Origin of the sequence: Myxococcus llanfairpwllgwyngyllgogerychwyrndrobwllllantysiliogogogochensis, assembly GCF_006636215.1 — a bacterium.
Taxonomy (GTDB): domain Bacteria; phylum Myxococcota; class Myxococcia; order Myxococcales; family Myxococcaceae; genus Myxococcus; species Myxococcus llanfairpwllgwyngyllgogerychwyrndrobwllllantysiliogogogochensis.
On the sequence record NZ_VIFM01000020.1, the window covers coordinates 26,375 to 44,752 of the forward strand.

At 70.2% G+C, this 18,378-nt stretch carries 13 protein-coding genes; 11 read left to right on the forward strand and 2 right to left on the reverse strand.

Translation table 11 applies throughout. The features are described 5' to 3' along the window. Window positions 1-82: 82 nt before the first annotated feature. Complete coding sequence (locus tag FJV41_RS07315; RefSeq protein WP_141641692.1) at window positions 83-2,659, forward strand: carbohydrate binding family 9 domain-containing protein; 2,577 nt, start codon at window positions 83-85, stop codon at window positions 2,657-2,659. 12 nt (window positions 2,660-2,671) lie between these two features. Here the strand turns inward: FJV41_RS07315 and FJV41_RS07320 are convergent, their stop codons facing one another. Further along, the gene (locus FJV41_RS07320; RefSeq protein ID WP_141641693.1) at window positions 2,672-3,100 is read right to left on the reverse strand and encodes a hypothetical protein; all 429 of its coding nucleotides are present in this window, start codon (window positions 3,098-3,100) and stop codon (window positions 2,672-2,674) included. Window positions 3,101-3,448: 348 nt separating this feature from the next. Here FJV41_RS07320 and FJV41_RS07325 point away from each other — a divergent pair, with 348 nt between their 5' ends. Continuing rightward, on the forward strand, window positions 3,449-3,907 hold the full coding sequence (locus tag FJV41_RS07325; RefSeq protein ID WP_246137063.1) for a fibril protein: 459 nt from the start codon (window positions 3,449-3,451) through the stop codon (window positions 3,905-3,907). Between the two features lie 21 nt (window positions 3,908-3,928). On the opposite strand, the gene FJV41_RS07330 is transcribed toward FJV41_RS07325, so the two are convergent. Beyond that, the gene (locus tag FJV41_RS07330; RefSeq protein WP_246137064.1) at window positions 3,929-5,617 is read right to left on the reverse strand and encodes a DUF885 domain-containing protein; all 1,689 of its coding nucleotides are present in this window, start codon (window positions 5,615-5,617) and stop codon (window positions 3,929-3,931) included. A gap of 337 nt (window positions 5,618-5,954) precedes the next feature. On the opposite strand from FJV41_RS07330, the gene FJV41_RS07335 reads away from it, so the two are divergent. From FJV41_RS07335 to FJV41_RS07375, 9 genes are all read left to right on the forward strand, one after another. Then, a complete protein-coding gene (locus FJV41_RS07335; protein WP_141641695.1) occupies window positions 5,955-7,559 on the forward strand; it encodes a hypothetical protein in 1,605 nt (534 codons plus the stop codon). Window positions 7,560-7,907: 348 nt separating this feature from the next. Then, the gene (locus FJV41_RS07340; protein WP_141641696.1) at window positions 7,908-10,628 is read left to right on the forward strand and encodes an AsmA family protein; all 2,721 of its coding nucleotides are present in this window, start codon (window positions 7,908-7,910) and stop codon (window positions 10,626-10,628) included. A gap of 164 nt (window positions 10,629-10,792) precedes the next feature. Next, window positions 10,793-11,368 carry a hypothetical protein gene (locus FJV41_RS07345; protein ID WP_141641697.1) on the forward strand — a complete coding sequence of 192 codons (576 nt, stop codon included), beginning with the start codon at window positions 10,793-10,795 and terminating at the stop codon, window positions 11,366-11,368. Between the two features lie 159 nt (window positions 11,369-11,527). Continuing rightward, complete coding sequence (locus FJV41_RS07350; RefSeq protein ID WP_141641698.1) at window positions 11,528-12,799, forward strand: NAD(P)/FAD-dependent oxidoreductase; 1,272 nt, start codon at window positions 11,528-11,530, stop codon at window positions 12,797-12,799. A gap of 46 nt (window positions 12,800-12,845) precedes the next feature. Next, window positions 12,846-14,144, forward strand: coding sequence for a sigma-54 interaction domain-containing protein (locus FJV41_RS07355; RefSeq protein WP_141641699.1), 1,299 nt, complete (start codon window positions 12,846-12,848; stop codon window positions 14,142-14,144). A 169-nt stretch (window positions 14,145-14,313) separates the two neighbouring features. Further along, window positions 14,314-15,021, forward strand: a complete 708-nt coding sequence (locus tag FJV41_RS07360; protein WP_141641700.1) for an MBL fold metallo-hydrolase — start codon at window positions 14,314-14,316, stop codon at window positions 15,019-15,021. Window positions 15,022-15,153: 132 nt separating this feature from the next. Further along, window positions 15,154-15,747, forward strand: a complete 594-nt coding sequence (locus tag FJV41_RS07365) for a rhodanese-like domain-containing protein (RefSeq protein ID WP_141641701.1) — start codon at window positions 15,154-15,156, stop codon at window positions 15,745-15,747. Continuing rightward, window positions 15,744-16,637 (forward strand): sulfite exporter TauE/SafE family protein, encoded by an 894-nt coding sequence (locus FJV41_RS07370; RefSeq protein WP_141641702.1) that lies wholly within the window; start codon window positions 15,744-15,746, stop codon window positions 16,635-16,637. Before FJV41_RS07365 ends, FJV41_RS07370 begins: the two co-directional genes overlap by 4 nt. Before the next feature lie 67 nt (window positions 16,638-16,704). After that, window positions 16,705-18,360 carry a formate--tetrahydrofolate ligase gene (locus FJV41_RS07375; protein WP_141641703.1) on the forward strand — a complete coding sequence of 552 codons (1,656 nt, stop codon included), beginning with the start codon at window positions 16,705-16,707 and terminating at the stop codon, window positions 18,358-18,360. The last annotated feature ends 18 nt before the right edge of the window (window positions 18,361-18,378 follow it).

Consider the following 18,378-nt stretch of genomic DNA (forward strand, 5'->3'; position numbering starts at 1 on the left):
CATTCAGGAAACTCCGCCTACTTACGTTCTTTACCGAGGGAGCCCGGTGTCCCCGCTTCGCGGGACACGAGGGAAATGGGTCATGTCATCCGGTATCAGAGGGGCCATCGCGCTCGGAGTGTCGCTGTGGAGTCTGGCGACGAGCGCGGCGGTGGAGGGGCCGGGGAAGGAGCAGTTTCTCCAGGCGGCGCGGGCCACGGGCTCGATTCAGGTGGACGGGAAGCTGAACGAGGACGACTGGGCGCGCGCGCCGGTGTTCGACGGCTTCGTGGAGCGCTATCCGGCGGCGGGCCGGACGCCGTCGGAGAAGACGGAGCTGCGCATCCTCTACGACGGAGACATGCTGTACGTGGGCGTGGTGGCGCGCGACTCGGAGCCTTCGCGCATCGACCGGCGGTTGGGGCGGCGGGACAGCGCGCCGTACTCGGACACGATTCACGTCCTCGTCGACCCGACGCATGACCACCGCACGGCGTACAGCTTCTCCGTCACCGCCGGCGGCGTGCAGAGCGACGGGCTCTACTACGACGACCGCTACTACACGGAGGACTGGAGCGGCATCTGGGCGGGCGCCTCGGACGGCGTGGAGGACGGCTGGGTGGCGGAGTTCGCCATTCCCCTCTCGCTGCTGCGCTTCCCGGAGGCGCCGGTGCAGACGTGGGGCTTCTCGGTGCGGCGGGACATCGCGCGCAAGAACGAGGAGCTGGAGTCGGTGGACAACCCTCGCAACCACAACGCCAACGTGTCGCGGCTGGGACACCTGACGGGCCTGGAGAACATCCAACCGCGCGGGCGGTGGGAGCTGATGCCGTACCTGGCGGCACGAGGCCTGGCGCGTCCCCAGTTCTCGGACGCGTCACGGCCCGCGCCGCGTCTGCTCAGCCCGTCCATGGACGTGGGCCTGGACGTGCGCGCCGCGCTCACCAGCCAACTGGCGCTGGCGGCGACGTTCAATCCGGACTTCGGCGAGGTGGAGGCGGATGAGCTGCTGCTCAACCTGAGCACCTTCGAGGCGTACTTCCCGGAGCGGCGCCCCTTCTTCACGCAGGGCATGGAGCTGTTCCAGCCGGTGGGCATGGACGTGGGTGGCGCGCCGCTGGCGCTCTTCTATTCGCGGCGCATCGGCCTGGATACGCCGCTGCTCGGCGCGGCGAAGGTGACGGGCTCGGTGGGCGGCGTGCAGGTGGGCGTGCTGGACGCGCTCGTCACCGGCCCCTGGCAGGCGCGCGACGAGGCGAGCCCGGACCGGAACCTGCGCTTCGACTGGCGCAGGCCGCTGCACCTGGGCGCGGGGCTGGAGCTGCCGGACGAGCCCTCCGCGACGACGCACTACCTGGTGGCGGTGGCACGAGGGAAGGTGGGCGCGGGCTCGCGCGTGGGCGGCGCGGTGGCCATGGCCAACCCGCTGTCGGGCACCTGCACCGCCGAGGACGCGGCCCTGGAGGACTCACAGCAACCGGCGTCGTGTCGGGGACGCGGCGGGCTCGCGGGCGCGCTCGACTTCGACCTGAAGACGGCGGACAGCACCTGGGGCGTGTACGGGATGATGGTGGCCTCACGCGTGGATGGCGGCCCGCCGGAGCGCGTGCTCGCGGATGGCACCCGGTTGCAAACCGGGGACTCGGGCGTGGGCGGCTATCTGCGCGCGGGCCGCTTCGGTGGCGAGGGCCTGCGTCCGGAGGTCGGCGTGGATGTCGCCACGCCGAAGCTGTCGCTGGTGGCCACGGGGTTCCAGCGCTCGCAGAACGAGGTGGCCCCCCGAGCCTCGCTGCGCTACGCGCGGCCCAATGGCCTGGGCCCGTTCAAGGCGCTGTTCGCCAATGCCCACGCCGGTGGAAAGTGGACGGCGGATGACCGGAGCGAGCACCGGGTCACCTGGTTCAACCTCTACGCGAGCGCCACCCTGCCCAGCTTCGACACGCTGAGCGTGGAGACGGGCCTGGACCTCAACGGCTACGACGTGCGGGAGCTGGCGAAGACAGGCATCCCGCTGGAGCGGCCGGACCGGATGTTCGTGAGCCTCAGCGGCGAGACGAACCCCAACCGCAAGGTGTCGGTGGAGGGGTACGTCGCGCTCGGCCACCGCTTCCAGGGCGGACCGAGCGCTCCGGCCTGGGACTGGGGCGGGGAGGTCACCTTGTCCGCGAGGCCGCACCCTTCGCTCCAGACGGAGCTCTCCGTGGGCAACGACAAGACGGACCATGGGCCGCGCTACGTGGAGACGCTGGACGATGGCCGCTTCCTGCTGGGCTCACTGGACTCGCGCTTCCTGTCGCTCACGCTGAGACAGCAGTGGGTGCTGACGCCCCGGCTCACCTTGCAGGGTTACGCGCAGCTCTTCACCGCGCACGGCACCTACGGCCCCTTCTTCACGGCGACGTCCGACGCGCGGCGGTCGCGCATCCGGCTCGACTCGCTGACCGCCGTCGCGCACGACGACGACAGCAGCTTCTACGACACCGCGCTGAACGTGAATGTCGTCGCGCGGTGGGAGTACCAACTGGGCTCCACGCTCTTCCTCATCTACTCACGCTCGCAGCAGGGGCTGCCGGAGCCCGAAGGTGAGCGGCCCTCCGCGACGCTGCGTCCGCGACAGTTGCTGGCGGGTCCGGCCAACGACGCGGTGATGCTCAAATGGAGCTACTACTGGGGCGTGTGAGGTGACGGGGCCTCACGGCAGGGCGCACAGGCGCGAGACGGCGGAGCGCGCCTCGTTCACCACGCCCTCATGCGTGGCCAGCGAGAGGCCGGGCCCCACGTGCCCGTCATCCGACTCGGCGGGCTCCAGCGCCGGCCGCGCACGCGCACGGGCATGGTGCGCATAGGCGCGCGCGAGGACATCCAGGTCCGCGCCGTAGCGCCGCACGGCCTCGCGCAGCTCGGTGTCACGAACCTCCAGGGACTTCACCCGCGAGGACAGCGCCTCGAGCTGGCTCGCGTTCAAGGCCAGCGAGTGGGAGTCATGCTGCCTGTCTCGGAAGCCATCCGTCACGCGCAGCTCCTCCAGCACCAGGGCCTGCACGGAGGCACAGGTCTCCTTCTTGCGCGTCTGGCACGCGGACAAGCCCACGAGCCCCGCCGCCAGCCCCCACACGAGCACACGGCGGCCGGGCCCCGAGAGCCGAGGCCACCTGGCGCGACATGGGCGTGGAGACAGGCGCACGCACCCACGCTCGGCGTGCCACCCCGGGCTGTCAATTCCAGCCGGGAGCCGGTGTCGCGGGGCGAAAAGCCCGGGCACTCGGGACGGCGCTTCCGGGGGTCGCGACGCGCAAATGCGCGGTTCTGAAAAGACGCGCGCACGGCGGTCCTAGAGGCACGGGCAGGCGGGGGCCCGCCGCGAGGGCTTGGGAGCGTCGGCTGGCGAACGACTCGGGCAGACGAGTGCGTGCACGCGAGAAAGGCAGGTCCCAGTTTCGCCGCGGGTGGCGTGGAGGAGGAGGGTGCAATGGTTTCGCTTCGAATCGCCTGTCTCGGGCTGCTGATGGCACTGTCGGCGTGTGCCTCGTCGAATCCAGCCGTGGTGAGGGCCCCCCTCGAGGAGGCGTCTCCGGTGGTGGGCCTGCAGGAGGAGGGTGGCACCTACGGCTATCGCGCGGAGGACCCGGTGCGCGTGGGCTGGGGCAACCCGGGCGTCATGGCCTTCTTCGAGCTGCTGCGCGGCCCCCAGGGTCAGCGCGTGGCGTGGAAGCGGCTGGGCCCGTGTTGTGACACCGGCCCCACGCCCTCGCTCGAGTACGCGGGGCTGGAGGTGTTCGAGGTGGGCTACGAGGGGCTGGAGCTCCCCGTGCGCCTGTTCATCGACCCGAACCACGGGGCCGCCATCCGCGCGCCCCGGGGCTTCACCATCGAGGGCTTGACCTCCCGCGAGACGCCGACGACTCCGTCGGACGTCATCGAGCTGTAGCCAGGCGCGCGAGCGGGGTGCTCACTCCAGCGACGGTGACTCGTCGTTGGGGATGAGCACCTTGCGCGCGAGCGACACGGGCAGGCCCAGTTGCAGGAAGCGGTCGTGGAAGTCCTTCAGCACGAACTTCTTCCCGCTCGCCTCCAGGTGCTTCCGGTAGTCCTCGCGCAGCTTCAGAATCTGCATGCGGCCGGCCGCGTAGTACAGGTACGTGGGGTTGGACGTGCCGCGCTCCACCTCGCGCATCGCGGGGAAGGGCTCGAAGTACGCAATCTCCGCGTAGCGCTTCGCCACCACGTCCACCGGCTCGTTGTACACGTGCAGCGCCAGCGCCGCGTACCACCGCGCGTGCCGCTGGAGCGCGCGCCGCAACTGGCCCAGGCGCACCGACGGGTCTCCCTGGCCCAGGCCCTCGTCCACCATCATCTGCTCGGCGTAGTGGGCCCAGCCCTCCACCACGGAGGCAGGGGTGAAGACCTTGCGCACATCCGTGGGAATCTTGGCCCCGTAGAGCAACTGCACGAAGTGGCCCGGCATGGCCTCATGCACGGTGATGCCCAACAGGCCCGCGCGGTTGAAGTACGTCAGGTGCTGCGACTTCTCCTCGGTGGACCACTCCGCCTCCACGTTGGTGATGTTGTAGTACGCCTCCTTGGCCTTGCTCTCGAAGGGGCCCGGCGTGTCCATGGACGCGAAGCCCAGCCGCTCGTACGGCGGCGTCTCGCGCACGGACGGCAGCGCGTCCGAGGGCAGCGTGAGGATGTCCTTCTCGCGCACGAAGCGCTGCAGCTCCACCAGCTGGGTGCGCGCCAGGGGAATCAGCTCCTCGGAAGTGGGGTGGTCCTTCACCAGGACCGCCATCACCTGCTCCGGCGTCTTCGACGGGTCCACCTTCGCCGTCTCGCGCGCCACCCACGCCTTGTACTCACGGATGGCCCGCTCGTTGATGTCGCGAAGCTGGTCCGCGCTCAGCGAGATGTGCTCTTCCAGCGCCAGCTTCTTCTCGAACAGCTCGCGGCCCAGCCGGAAGTCGCCGTTGGCCTGGGGCAGCAGCTCCTCCTCCAGCCACTCGGTGAAGCCCTCCATCTGCCGCAGGGCATCCGCGCGCGCGGCGTGGAAGGCCTCGCGCTCCGCCGGAGGCACCTTGTCCAGGCCCTGGGCCTCCAGGGCGCGCGGCAGGTCCACGCGCAGGTACACCTGCGTGCCGCGCGCGTCGCGGATGGCCTGCTCCGCCCACAGCCGGGGCACACCCGTGAGGTTCGCCTTCGCCGCCTCCAGGACTTGAGGGATGCGCGCCATGCGCGAGCGCATGTCCCGCATCCGCTCGTTCAGCGGCGCGAAGTCTCGCGAGGACAAACTCGACAGACCCCCGGAGACGAGGCCCACGTAGGCGCCGGGGTTCTTCTCCCAGATGCGCTCCTCCTCCAGCTCCAGCAGCTCCGCGCGAATGGCGTTCTGCAGCACCACGCCGTCGACGGCGTCGTCACCGGAGAGCGCGGAGCAGTTCACCTGCTCCAGTCGGGTGAGCCAGCCGCGCAGCGCCTCCGCCTTGCGTTGCAGCGCTTCCTTGGAGACGTCCTGCAGGTGCGCGTCGTGCGCGTGGAAACCCAGCCGCGTCGCGCGCACGGGGTTGGCCGCGGAGAACCAGTCCAGATACTCGCGGATGAAGTGCGAGTAGGAAGCGGTGGCGGCGCGAGAGGGCGTTGGCAAGGAGGAGGAGGACTCCGACCCGTCCTTCGAGCGCGACGCGCACGCGGAGAGACTGGCCAGCAAAATGACTGCGACACGAATGCGCATGAGGGCTCTCTTCAAGGATGACGGGCCGAAGTCTCGGCACTCGTGTGGGCAAGGGGTAGGCGGAAACAAGCGCGCTCGCAAGACGCCGTCGTGCGCTCAACCCGTCGGGTCGCCCCGGAGGACACCCTTGACGTGCGCTGACTCACCGTTGCGCGAACGCCCCCGTGGGTCCGTCCTGAGTCGGACGCTCACGACGCGCGCACAACGCCTGCTTGCTCACCGATGACGACGTGACGCAGGCTGGGACGACATGACTCCGCGCGCCTGTGTCCTGTGGTCCCTGGTGTGGCTGTCCAGTGCGTGTGCCTCGCGTGGGCACCTCCCGAGCACCCCACCTCCTCCAGCGGAGTACGGAACTCCGCACCCCTTCCTCCTCCAGGCCGCCGCGCCCGATGGCCGGTGGCTGCTCGCGTGTCAGGCGCGCGAGGACACCAACAAGGATGGAACCATCGCGGTCAGGGTGGGCAGCCATGGACAGCTCGGCGGTGACGAGGCGCGGCTGTATCTCTTCCGGGAGCCCGGAGCGGGCCTCGCCGTCGACGACGTGCTCGCCGTGGACTCCCTGGCACGACACATCGTCCTGGTGCGCGAGGGCGCGCTCCGACTCCTCGACACCGTGACGGGCACGGAGCAGGTGCTCGCGCCCTGGACCGCCGACGACGTGGGCACGAACGCGTCCCAGCCGCCCGTGCGCGCCAGCTTCTCGCGCGACGGCCAGCGCCTGCTCTATCTGAAGACCGAGGCTGGGAAGAAGGTCGCGGTGCTGCGGGACGTCGCGCGTGGCGAGGAGCGCGTGCTGGACGCGGGCCCGGGGTTGCTCGGACAGGCGAGGCTGCATGAGAACGGACTCTGGGCCGTCTTCGACGTGGTGGCGCAGGACACCGACGAGGACGGCACGCTGACCTGGCCTCATCAACAGACGTCCCTCGCTCCGGCGCGATGCCGGGGACCGGTCAGCTCCGCCTCCCAGGGCGAGCGGAAGGGCGACAGTCCCGTGCGCCGCTTCCTGCGCGTGGACGGCGGCACGCTCATCGAGGGCAGGGACATCCTCCAGCCGCTGGGTGATGGCCTGCTTCGCACCCTGCCGCATGGCGCCATCGCCTTCGAGGACGCGCGGGGCAACCAGCAGACGTGGGTGCCCGAGAGCTGCCGGGCCCGGCTGTACGCCGTGGACGAGCCCCGTAGACTGCTCGTCGTCGGCTGCAAGACGAGGGACCCGTTGGGGACGACGCTGGAGCTGCACGGCCCCGAGCTGCACCTGTCCCTGGAGCGCGAGGTGTCGCCGTACGCACCGGTGAGGAGGTCCTCCAACGAAGAGCGTCCTCGACTGCTGCCCACCTTCGTCCTCACCAGCAAGGACACCGAGCGCACCTACGCCGTCTTCATCCTGGACATGGAGCGCCACACGCTCGTGCCCCCTCCCATCCCCGCCAGCACCTGGGTTCATGCACAGGGTTCCCATGCGCTGCTGCGGGAGGACCCCACGGGAGACGGCGGAGAGCGTAGGAGGCCTCGACTGTGGCTGTGGAACGCGGACACCGGCGAGAAGCGTCTGGTCGGCGAGGCCAGTGGAGACTTCCAGGAGCGGGCCGGAGAGCGAGTGCTCTACATGGGATGGCTGATGGACCTGGGCACCGGCCAGGTGCTGGGTCCCGTCACCGAAGCGCCCCTGGCCATCGACACGCGGGGCGGAGCGCTGCGCTACACGCATGCCGCCCCCGCGTGGGCCGACCCCAAGCCCGAGAAGACCGTGCCCCTGGGCCCCGTGAAGTGGGAGCCCGCGGTGAATCCCTCCGTGAAACCCACGAGCCCACCCGGGAATACCTCCGCCGCTCCCTCTCCGAGCGGCCCCTGAGCCGCGCGTTTTCCGGGGGTTGATAGCGACCACGGAGGTGAAAGCCCCTTCCCTCTCGCCTGCTCCGTGCGCACATGGAGCGTGTTGGGTGGCTGGAGGCGCCAGAGGGCCGGCTGGCGCCTCCGTTTCTCGCCCCTGGGACGACCGGACGACCCCACCGCGCGGGTCGCGTGCATTTCCACGCCCCTCGCCCGTCCCGGGATGCGATGAGGTCTTCCGCCGCATGCAGGGGGGTTCTTGCGCCTGACGCGTGCGGCAAGGTCCTGGCTGGGCTAAGCGTCTCACCGCGGTCCTGGCCCCGCGCCGGGCCGAGCCCCGGGGCCCGCTCGCTGGAGGAGGTACCAAGCAATGTCTGACGTCGTGAAGAAGAAGCGCCGCTGGCCCTACGTGCTCGGAGGAGTCTTCGCGCTCCTCGTCGTCGTCGTGCTCGGGGTCCTCTGGCGGCTCGACGCCATCCTGCTGAAGACAGCGCGCGAGCAGGCCGCCACGTATTCGCAGAAGCTGGGTCGCCCGATTGAAATCGGGGACATCTCCACCCAGCTCTTCCCCACCGTGGGCGTGGAGGTGGAGAACGTCTCCATCGGCGCCGCCGAGGGTGAGGAGCTGCCGCTCGCGCAGATGGCCTCGCTGGACATCAGCGTCGCGGCCGGCCCCCTGCTGTCCTCGCGTGGCAAGGACATCCAGGTGAAGAACGCCGAGCTGTCCGGCCTCACCATCAACGTGGTGCGGCTGGCCGACGGCACCACCAACGTGCAGCGCCTGCTGCAGCGGTTGGAAGAGCAGAGCCCGAAGGAAGAAGAGAAGCCGCCCGAGGACGAGTCGCAGCCCACGGACCTCTCCGGCGTCCATGTCGAGCGCGCCGCGCTCACCGACGGCACCATCCGCTTCGTGGACCGCTCGGGGGGACTGGCCGCGCGGGAGCTGGCGGTGAAGGATTTGGACATCGAGGTGAAGGACCTGCGCGCCGGCAAGCCGCTGGTGGTGGACCTGGCCGCCGCGGTGCTCGCGGACAAGCAGAACCTCCAGCTGTCGCTGCACGCCGCGCCGCTGCCGCCCACGCTGATTCCCACGCCGGAGCGCGTGACGCTCAAGGCGCAGAAAATCGACCTGTCTCCGCTGGGTCCCTTCCTGCCTCCCGACGTGGGCCTCCAGGCTGGCACGGTGGACGCGGACTGGAAGGCGGAGCTGGGCGGCGCGGTGCCCGGGGGCAAGGGCCCCACGCGGCTCGTGGGTGTCATCTCCGCGCTGGGCCTGCGCTTCGCGGGCTCCGAGGGTGGCAAGGCGCTGGACGTGGTGCTCGACACGGACGTCGCGGGCGACCTCGCCACCGGAGACCTGTCGCTCGACAAGCTGAAGCTGGACCTGGGCCCCGCGAACATCACCGGCAAGGGCCAGGTGAAGGGCCTGCTGTCGGAGAAGCCGTCGGTGCAGGGCTTCGAGCTGGTGGGCCGCAACCTGGACCCCGCCGTGCTCGCCGAGTACTACCCGCCGCTGAAGAAGCAGCTGAACGGCATGATTGCCGGCCCCATCGGCCTGGAGGTGCGCGGCAGCGGCACGCAGGACGCGCAGGCCATCAACGTGGACGTGGACCTGACGCCGGTGCGCCTGCGCGTGCCGGCGCAGCTCACGAAGAACGCGGGCGGCGCCATGAAGCTCACCGCGCGCGTGGCGGGGGCGGCGGCCAGCGGCGGTGCGCTGAAGTTCGACGCGAACGCGGACCTCTCTGGCGTGGACCTGCGGCCCGGCCTGCTGGTGGACAAGTCGCCCGGCCAGCGGATGGACTTCGCCGTCGCCGGCACCTACGCGCCCGGCAAGGGCGGCGCCGGCATGAAGGTGGAGGTGCCGAAGATGACCGCGCACGTCCTGGAGGACACGGTGACGGGCAGCGCGTCCTTCGCGCTCGCGGGTCAGGGCAAGAAGCAGACGACGACGTTCTCCGCGGACGTGAAGGCGAACAAGCTGGACGCGGACGCGCTGTTGTTCGACGAGAAGGAGCTGGCGGCGCGCAACGGCGGCACGGTGCCGGCGCCGGAGTCAGCGGAGCTTCCTCCCGAGGACCCGGCGCGCTTCAACGGCTACCGGGGTGACATCCGCTTCGCGGTGGGAGCGCTGCGCTACAGCGAGATGGACCTGAGCAACGTGACGGGCGTCATCAAGATGACGGACGACCTCATCTCCGTGGAGAAGTTCTCCTCGGGTGTCTTCGGCGGCAAGGTGGCGGCGGACGGGACGACGATTCGTCTGGGCCCCGCCGCCGCGCAGCGGCCCTTCGAGGCGAAGGTGAAGGTGGACGGCGTGCAGGTGGCGCAGGCGCTGGCCCAGGCCACGCCGCAGAAGGTGATGACGGGGACGTTCAACGGGAACGTGGACGTGAAGGGCATCGGCTACACGCCGGAGAAGCTCAAGGAGACGCTGCTGGGCGGCATCAGCGGCAACATCCTGGGCGGCACGCTGCTGGGCAAGGACCTGGTGGCGTCCGTCTCCGAGCCGCTCGCCAAGGCCCTGCCCTTCGCCTCCAAGGCGCTCAAGAGCGGAGAGGTGACGTCGCTGAGTGAGAACCTGCCCTTCGGCGTTCAAATCAAGAACGGCGTCGCGCAGTTGTCCAAGCCCATCACCTGGACGCGGCCGGAAGCCGCGATGAGCTTCGACGGTGGCATCAAGCTGGACGGCACGCTGGACCTCATCGGCTCGGTGGCGCTGACGCCGTCGACGGTGAAGACGCTGACCCTGGGCAAGGTGACGCCGCCCTCGGATATCCCCGTGGGCCTGAAGCTGACGGGCCCGGCGTGGAAGCCCGAAGTCACGGGCGTGGACGTGAAGCCGGCCGTGACGACGCTCGCGAAGCTCGCGGCCTCGTCGCTCGCGGGCAACCTCATCGGCGGCAAGCGCGGCGAGCAGGTGCAGCAGGTCATCGAGGGCGGCGAGGCGAAGCTGCGCGCCGACGCCGAGGTCAAGCGCAAGGAGCTGGAGGCCAAGGCCGCCGAGGAGAAGGCGCGGCTGGAGGCCGAGGCGAAGAAGCGCGCAGAGGAAGAAGCGAAGAAGCGCCTGCGCGGCATCTTCGGCAAGTAGTCCCGTCGCGTGCGGGCCAGGGAGCTTCCCTGGCTCGCGTCCGGGATTTCATGTCTGGTTGTACGTTCGTCCGATGACAGTGTTTGCAATGAGCCCGGCCTGAAGCCGGGCCATTGTCTCAAGTGCCGGGCCTGGAGACGCTCCCTGTCAGCAAGGGAGGTCTCATGTCTGGTGTCTCGTCGAAGTCGTGGGTCATTCTCGTGGCGGTGGGGCTCGCGGGGTGTGGCGCGCCGGAGTCGTCGCCCGCGGTACCGGAAGAGGTGGGTCAGTCGGAGCAGCGGTTGCTGACGCTCGTCACCTGTCCCGTTGGCTCCACCCAGGTCACGTATTCGCCGCCGCTGCGGAACCTGCCTCAGGACGTCAACATCACGTCCATTGGCCTGGCGAGCAATTGCTACTCCCTGCTGGGCTCCAGCGTGACGTCCGCGACGTCCTCTGTCTCATTCGTCATGAAGGGCTACTCCTGCACGGACCTGCTCGACATCGGTCCAGTAACCACGCTGCTCACCTGGAACACCGGGGAGAGTTCGACGATGCGGCTGACGCAGACCACCACAGCCGTCAATGGCACCGCCATCGTCGTCACGCAGACCGGAACGGTCCTCTCCGGAAAGTTCGTGGGAGCCACCGTCGTGCGCACCGTCACCCTGCTCTCGACCGACCTCGCCGCCTGTGACTCTCCCGAGGGACTCGCGGGCATCTCCGGGCCGATGACCATCACCCTCCTCGGACTTCTCTGAGCCACATCCCCGGGCCCCCGTTTCATGAAACGGCCTGAAACGAGGTGAAACAGCTCTGGTCCCCGAGCGACACCTGTGTCGCCCTCGGGGACGATGGTGGCACGCGCCCTGCTAAGGCCCCCTGTCGACGTCCCACGTCAGACAGGAAGCGAGCGCGCGATGAACCCGAGCGAGGACTGTGGCTGCACGGACCCGGCGACCACGCCCATGCCCCACGTGGCACCCGTGAGCGAGCGCCACCGAATCCTCATCATCGGCGGAGGCACGGCCGGCATCTGCGTGGCGGCGCGCCTGGCTCGACTGGGCCAGAAGGGCGTCGCGATTCTGGAGCCCTCCGAGCGGCACTACTACCAGCCGCTCTGGACGCTGGTGGGCGCGGGTGAAGCGCGCATCGAGGACACCGTGCGCGATGAGGCCGACTTCATCCCCCGGGGCGTGAAGTGGCTGAAGGACGCCGCCGAGGAAGTCGACCCCGTCCGCCGCGAAGTGCGCACCCGGGGCGGGCTGCGCGTGGGCTACGACTTCCTCGTCGTCGCGCCCGGCATCCAGCTCGACTGGGACAAGGTGGCCGGCCTTCGCGACGCGCTGGAGACCGAACACGTCAGCAGCAACTACGACGTGAAGCTCGCCCCCAAGACGTGGCGCATGCTCCAGCGCTTCCAGGGCGGCACCGCCCTCTTCACCCACCCGGCCACGCCGGTGAAGTGCGCGGGCGCGCCGCAGAAAATCATGTACCTGGCCGCCGACCACTTCCGCCGCACGGGGGTGATGGAGCGCTCGGAGGTGGTGTTCGGCTCGGGCGCGAAGACAATCTTCGGCGTGCAGGCCTATGCCCGCGTGCTGGAAGACGTGGTGAAGCGCTACGGCATCCACACCCACTTCGAGCACAACCTGGTCGCGGTGGACGGCGCCCGCCGCGAGGCCACCTTCGAGACGACTCGGGAAGGACAGAAGAACCGCGTCACCCTTCGCTACGACCTGCTCCACGTCACCCCGCCCCAGAGCGCGCCGGACTTCATCAAGAACAGCCCGCTGTCATCGCGCGACGGCGCGTGTGTCGGCTGGGTGCGCGCGGACAAGCACACGCTCCAGCACCCGGGCTTCCCCAACGTCTTCGCGCTCGGAGACGCCTCCGACCTGCCCACCAGCCGCACGGGCGCGGCCATCCGCAAGCAGGCACCCGTGCTCGTCGAGAACCTCCGGGCCGTCATGGCCGGGCGCATCCCCACCGCGCGTTATGACGGCTACGCGTCCTGTCCCCTCACCACGGGCTACGGCAAGCTGCTGCTCGCCGAGTTCGACTACGACGGCAAGCCCACGCCCAGCTTCCCCCTCATCGACACGCTCCAGGAGCGGCGGGACATGTGGCTGATGAAGAAGTACGGCCTGCCCCAATTGTACTGGAAGTTGATGATGCGCGGCCGGGCCTGAGCCGGGCCAGGTGCGAGCCGCCGCGCACCGGGCTATGCAGCGACAGATGCCCACGTCCCGAACCCCGCGCTCGTCCCAGCTCGCCCTGTCCGCGCTCGATGCGCTCGCGGGCGCCGTGCTGCTCGTGGACGCGAGTCGGCGCGTGGTGGGCCTGACCTCCGCGCTGGAGGCGCAGCTCGGCGCCCCGGTGCGCGAGGGGACTTTGCTCTCGGAGGTGCTCGTCCCGCAGGGCGGCGTCGAGCGACTGGAGGCCGTGCTCACCACGGGGCGGGAGACGACGGCGCGGCTGCGCGCGGGGGCGGAGACGCAGGCGGTGCGTGTGCGCGCGGTGGCCTTGGAGAAAGAGGGCTGGGCGCTCACCGTCACTCGAGAGCCCACCGCGCGCAGCGCCGAGGGCGCCGAGGTGTTCCACGGCCTGTGGACCCAGGACGCCGAGCTGCGGCGGGTCTTCCGCATCGTCGAGAAGGTGGCGCGCGCGGAGTCGAGCGTGCTGGTGCGCGGCGAGTCGGGCACGGGCAAGGAGAACATCGCCCACGCGCTGCATGCGCTGTCCGTGCGTGGCAAGGGGCCCTTCCGCGCCATCAACTGCGCGGCGCTGCCGCCGAACCTGCTGGAGAGCGAGCTGTTCGGCCACGTGCGCGGGGCCTTCACCGGCGCGGTGCGCGACAGTCCGGGTCACTTCCGGCTGGCCCATGGGGGCTCGCTGTTCCTGGACGAAGTGGCGGAGCTGCCGCTGGACCTCCAGGCGAAGATGTTGCGCGTGCTGGAGACGCGCACCGTCATCCCCGTGGGAGGTCGGGCGCCGGTGCCGGTGGACGTGCGCATCATCGCCGCCACGCACCGAGCCCTGCGACGTGAGGTGGAGGCGGGCCGCTTCCGCGCGGACCTGATGTACCGCCTGCGCGTGGTGCCCATCTTCCTGCCCACGCTCCGGGAGCGACGCGGGGACATCCTCCCGCTCGCCCTGCGCTTCCTGGGCGAGCTGCACCAGCGCGGGACGCGGCGCGTGGAGCGAATCGCCCCGGGCGCGCGCCGACTGCTGGAAGCCCACACCTGGCCCGGCAACGTGCGCGAGCTGCGCAACGTCATGGAGTACGCCTACGTCATCGGCGAGGGCGCGGTGCTGCGCGAGGTGGACCTGCCCCCGGAGTTCTCCGAAGGGAGGACTGCTTCATCCCCCAGTGTCGCCCTCTCGCCGACGGCGGGTGTCCTGCTCGACGAACAGAAGGTGCGAGCGGCCCTGGCCCGAGCAGGCGGCAACCGCTCCGAGGCCGCACGCCTGCTCGGTGTCAGTCGCGTGACACTGTGGCGCCGCCTGCGCGCCCTGGGCGAAGCCGGGCACTGAACCTGTTCCACTGGGGCGACAACTGTTTCACCAGGGTGTTTCAGGTGTTTCCCCAGGGACGGCGCCCCCTCCGAAATGGGCCCGGGTCCTGCTCGGAGAAGGGGCACTGGCACGGCACTCGCAATATCGTCGGGGGCGCATGGCGGTCATCTCTTCAGGGAAACGGGCGATGCTCTTCCGACAGCTCTTCGACGCGGAGTCCTCGACCTATACGTACCTGCTGGCGGACCCGGCGACGCGAGAGGCCGTGCTCATCGACCCGGTGCTGGAGCAGGTGGAGCGGGACCTGCGGCTGCTGACGGAGCTCGGGCTGAAGCTGACGGTGGTGATGGAGACCCACGTCCACGCGGACCACATCACCTCGGCGGGACTCCTGCGTGCGCGCACGGGTGCCCAGGTGATGGCCTCCCCCCGAGGAGCGCCCTGTGTGGACCGACAACTGGTGCATGGAGACCAGGTGCGCGTGGGCGGGTTGGAGCTGCGCGTGCTGGAGACCCCCGGGCACACGGATGACAGCCTCAGCTTCCTGTGTGACGGGCGGCTCTTCACGGGCGACGCGCTGCTCGTTCGCGGCACGGGCCGCACCGACTTCCAGAACGGCGACTCGGGGCAGCTCTACGACTCCATCACCCGCGAGCTCTTCACGCTGCCCGATGCGACGGAGCTGTATCCCGGCCACGACTACGCGGGCTTCACCGCGTCCTCCGTGGGCGAGGAGAAGCGACACAACCCGCGACTGGCGGGCAAGTCTCGCGAGGACTTCATCACCTTCATGAACGAGCGGCGGATTCCACCCCCGCGCAAGCTGGACGTGGCCGTCCCCGCCAACCGCGCCTGCGGTCTGGACCCCGAGCCCCTGTCACCGTCCTCCGCATGACGTGACGTGCCCTCGGGCACGGGCGTCCGCGCCGTCATCCCAGAACCCTGGTGTCCGACCCCGAGCAACGGGACGGCGCCCTATTGCCCGCGTCCTTCCCTCATCGGGAGGACGAGAGAAGGAGTCACCGTCTTGAGTCACCTCTTCGACAGCGCCCATCCCCAGCCCGCCGGATACCGCGACGTGGACGTACGACAGCTCGCGGCGGAGCGCCCCTCGGGGCTGCACCTGGTCGACGTGCGCGAGCCGTCCGAGCTGGATGGGATTCTGGGACACCTCGATGGCGTGCGTGCGGCACCGCTGGCCACGGTGCGCGAGGCGGCGGCCTTGTGGCCCAGGGACACGGAGGTGCTGCTCATCTGTCGCTCGGGAGCGCGGTCGGCGCGGGCCGCCACGCAGCTGGTGGAGCTGGGCTTCACGCGGGTGATGAACCTGCGCGGGGGAATGCTCGCGTGGAACACGGAGGCGCTGCCCGTGGTGCGGCTGCCCTCCAGTGCGACGCCGACCCTGGCGGAGGTCCGCGACACCTTGCGAGCCCGGCTCCCCGGTGTCTCCGACGTGGAGGCGCTGCCCCGAGAGCCTTCGCGCGCGGAGCTTGGCGCCGTGCTGGACGCGCTCCAGGCCACGACTCCCTCGGGGCTGGTGGACACCGCGAGCTTCGAGCGGACGCTGCGCGAGGTCCGGGACCTGCTCGCCGTCGCGCGGTCTGGGGGCGCTTCGCGATGATGTTGTACGTGGGCCTCGCGGGCGCGTTGCTCGTGGGCGTGTTGTTGGGGTTGTTGGGTGGCGGCGGTTCCATCCTCACGGTGCCCTTGCTGGTGTACGTGCTGGGTGTGGAGCCCCGCACGGCCATCGCCATGTCGCTGGTGGTGGTGGGGGTCACCAGCGCGAGCGGAGCGCTCTTTCATGCACGGGCAGGTCGGGTGCGGTGGCGCACGGCCTTCGTATTCGGCGCGGGCGGGATGGTGGGCGCGTTCCTGGGGGGAAAGCTCAATCCCCTCTTCTCCGCGAGTACGCTGATGTTGTTCTTCGCGGGGGTCATGGTGGCCGCGGCCGTCGCCATGCTGCTGCGCACGGAGGCCACGCGGGTGTCCACCGAAGTCACTCCGCGCGCGGCACCCCACGTGGGACGGATACTCCTTCAAGGCCTGGGCGTGGGAATCCTGTCCGGCCTCGTGGGCGCGGGCGGAGGGTTCCTCATCGTCCCCGCGCTCGCGCTGGTGGGCCTGTCCACGCCGATGGCCACCGCCACCTCGCTGGTGGTCATCGCGCTCCAGTGCGCCGCGGGCCTCGTGGGACATCTGGGTCATGTGGAGTTGCCGTGGAAGCTCACGGGCGAGGTCCTCGCGGTGGCGCTGGCGGGGAGCCTGCTTGGAGGAAAGCTCGCGGGACATGTGGCGCCGGGCTCGCTGCGCAAGGGCTTCGCGGTCTTCGTGCTCGCCACGGCCACCTTCTTGCTGTGGGCCCAGCTTCCCCTCGGACTGCGCGCGCGGCTGGGACAGGGGCTGGCCAGCGCGGGCGCCTGGCCCTGGGTGGCGGTGGCCACGGGCGTGGGCCTCCCCATTGTCCTGTGGCGGCTGCGTGTCGTCCGACAACGCGCGACAAGAGGACACTGACCACAGGCGCGCGTCCCGTACACTTCCCCCGTTGACCCGTGACGCCGCCGCATCGAGAGTCCTCGGCATGAAGCTGAGACCCATCGCAGAAGTGGGCGCCGAGCTGGGCCTGGCTCCCGACGACGTGCATCCCTGGGGAACGAATCGCGCCAAGGTGTCACTCGACGCGCTCGGCAAGCAGGGCGACCGGCAGGGACGGCTCGTGCTCGTCTCCGCCATCAACCCCACGCCTCCTGGCGAGGGGAAGACCACCATGTCCGTGGCCCTGGCCATGGGCCTGCGCCGTCGCGGACGCAAGGCCGTCGCCGCGCTGCGAGAGCCGTCCCTTGGTCCCGTCTTCGGCGTGAAGGGCGGAGGCACCGGCGGCGGACAGTCCAGCCTGGAGCCCGCGGCGGACATCAACCTGCACTTCACCGGCGACCTGCACGCCATCACCAGCGCCAACAACCTGCTCGCCGCGCTGGTCGACAACGCCGTGTATTACGGCCAGCCGGTGGCCATCGATTCCACGCGGGTGCGGTGGCGGCGCGCGATGGACATGAACGACCGGTTCCTGCGCAACGTCATCATCGGCCTGGGCGGCAAGGCTCACGGCGTCCCGCGAGAGGCCGCGTTCGACATCACCGCCGCCAGCGAGGTGATGGCCATCCTCGCGCTGTCGGAGAACCTCAAGGATTTGGAGGAGCGCCTGGGCCGCGTCGTGGTGGGCCACTCGCCGGACGGCAAGCCCGTGCGCGCGCGCGATGTGGACGCGGCGGCGGCCATGGTGGCGGTGCTGAAGGACGCGCTGATGCCCAACCTGGTGCAGACGCGCGAGGGCGGCCCCGCGCTGGTGCACGCCGGCCCCTTCGGCAACATCGCCCACGGCTGCAGCTCCGTGGTGGGTACGCGGATGGGCCTGGCCTACGCGGACGAGGTCGTGACGGAGGCGGGCTTCGGCTTCGATTTGGGCGCGGAGAAGTTCCTCGACATCAAGTGCCGCAACACCGGCCTGTGGCCTCGGGGCGTCGTGCTGGTGGTGACGCTGCGCGCGCTGAAGTACCACGGAGGCGCACCGCTCGCGCGCGTGGCCGAGCCGGACAGCGCCGCCCTGGCGCGTGGCTTCGCGCATCTGGAGAAGCACCTGGAATCGGTGCGCGCCTTCGGCCTACCGGCCGTGCTGTGCGTCAACCGCTTCCCGCAGGACACGGAGTCGGAGCTCGACGAACTGCGCGCCTTCGGCAAGGAGCGCGGCGTGGAGATGGCCGTGTGCGAGGGCTTCACGCGCGGCGGCGAGGGCGCACTGGAGCTGGCGGACCGGGTGCTCGCGATGCTGGACGCGACGGATGCGGCGCCGCCCGCTCCGCGCTTCCTCTACGAGTTGAAGCAGTCGCCCGAGGAGAAGGTCCGCGCCATTGCCCGCACGGTGTACGGCGCGGAGGACGTGGCTTTCACGGCGTCGGCGCGCAAGGATTTGGAGATGGTGCGCGAGTTGGGAGGCTCGGAGCTGCCGGTGTGCATGGCGAAGACGCACCTGTCGCTGTCGGATGACGCGACGAAGCAGGGCCGGCCGCGCGGCTTCACGCTCATGGTGCGCGAGGTGCGCCTGTCCGCGGGCGCGGGCTTCATGGTGGCGCTCACGGGCGACATCCTCACCATGCCGGGCCTGCCTCGCGAGCCGGCGGCGAAGCGCATCACCGTCCACGACGACGGCCGCATCACCGGGTTGATGCAGGGCGAGTAGCCGTCGCCCGGTGCATCG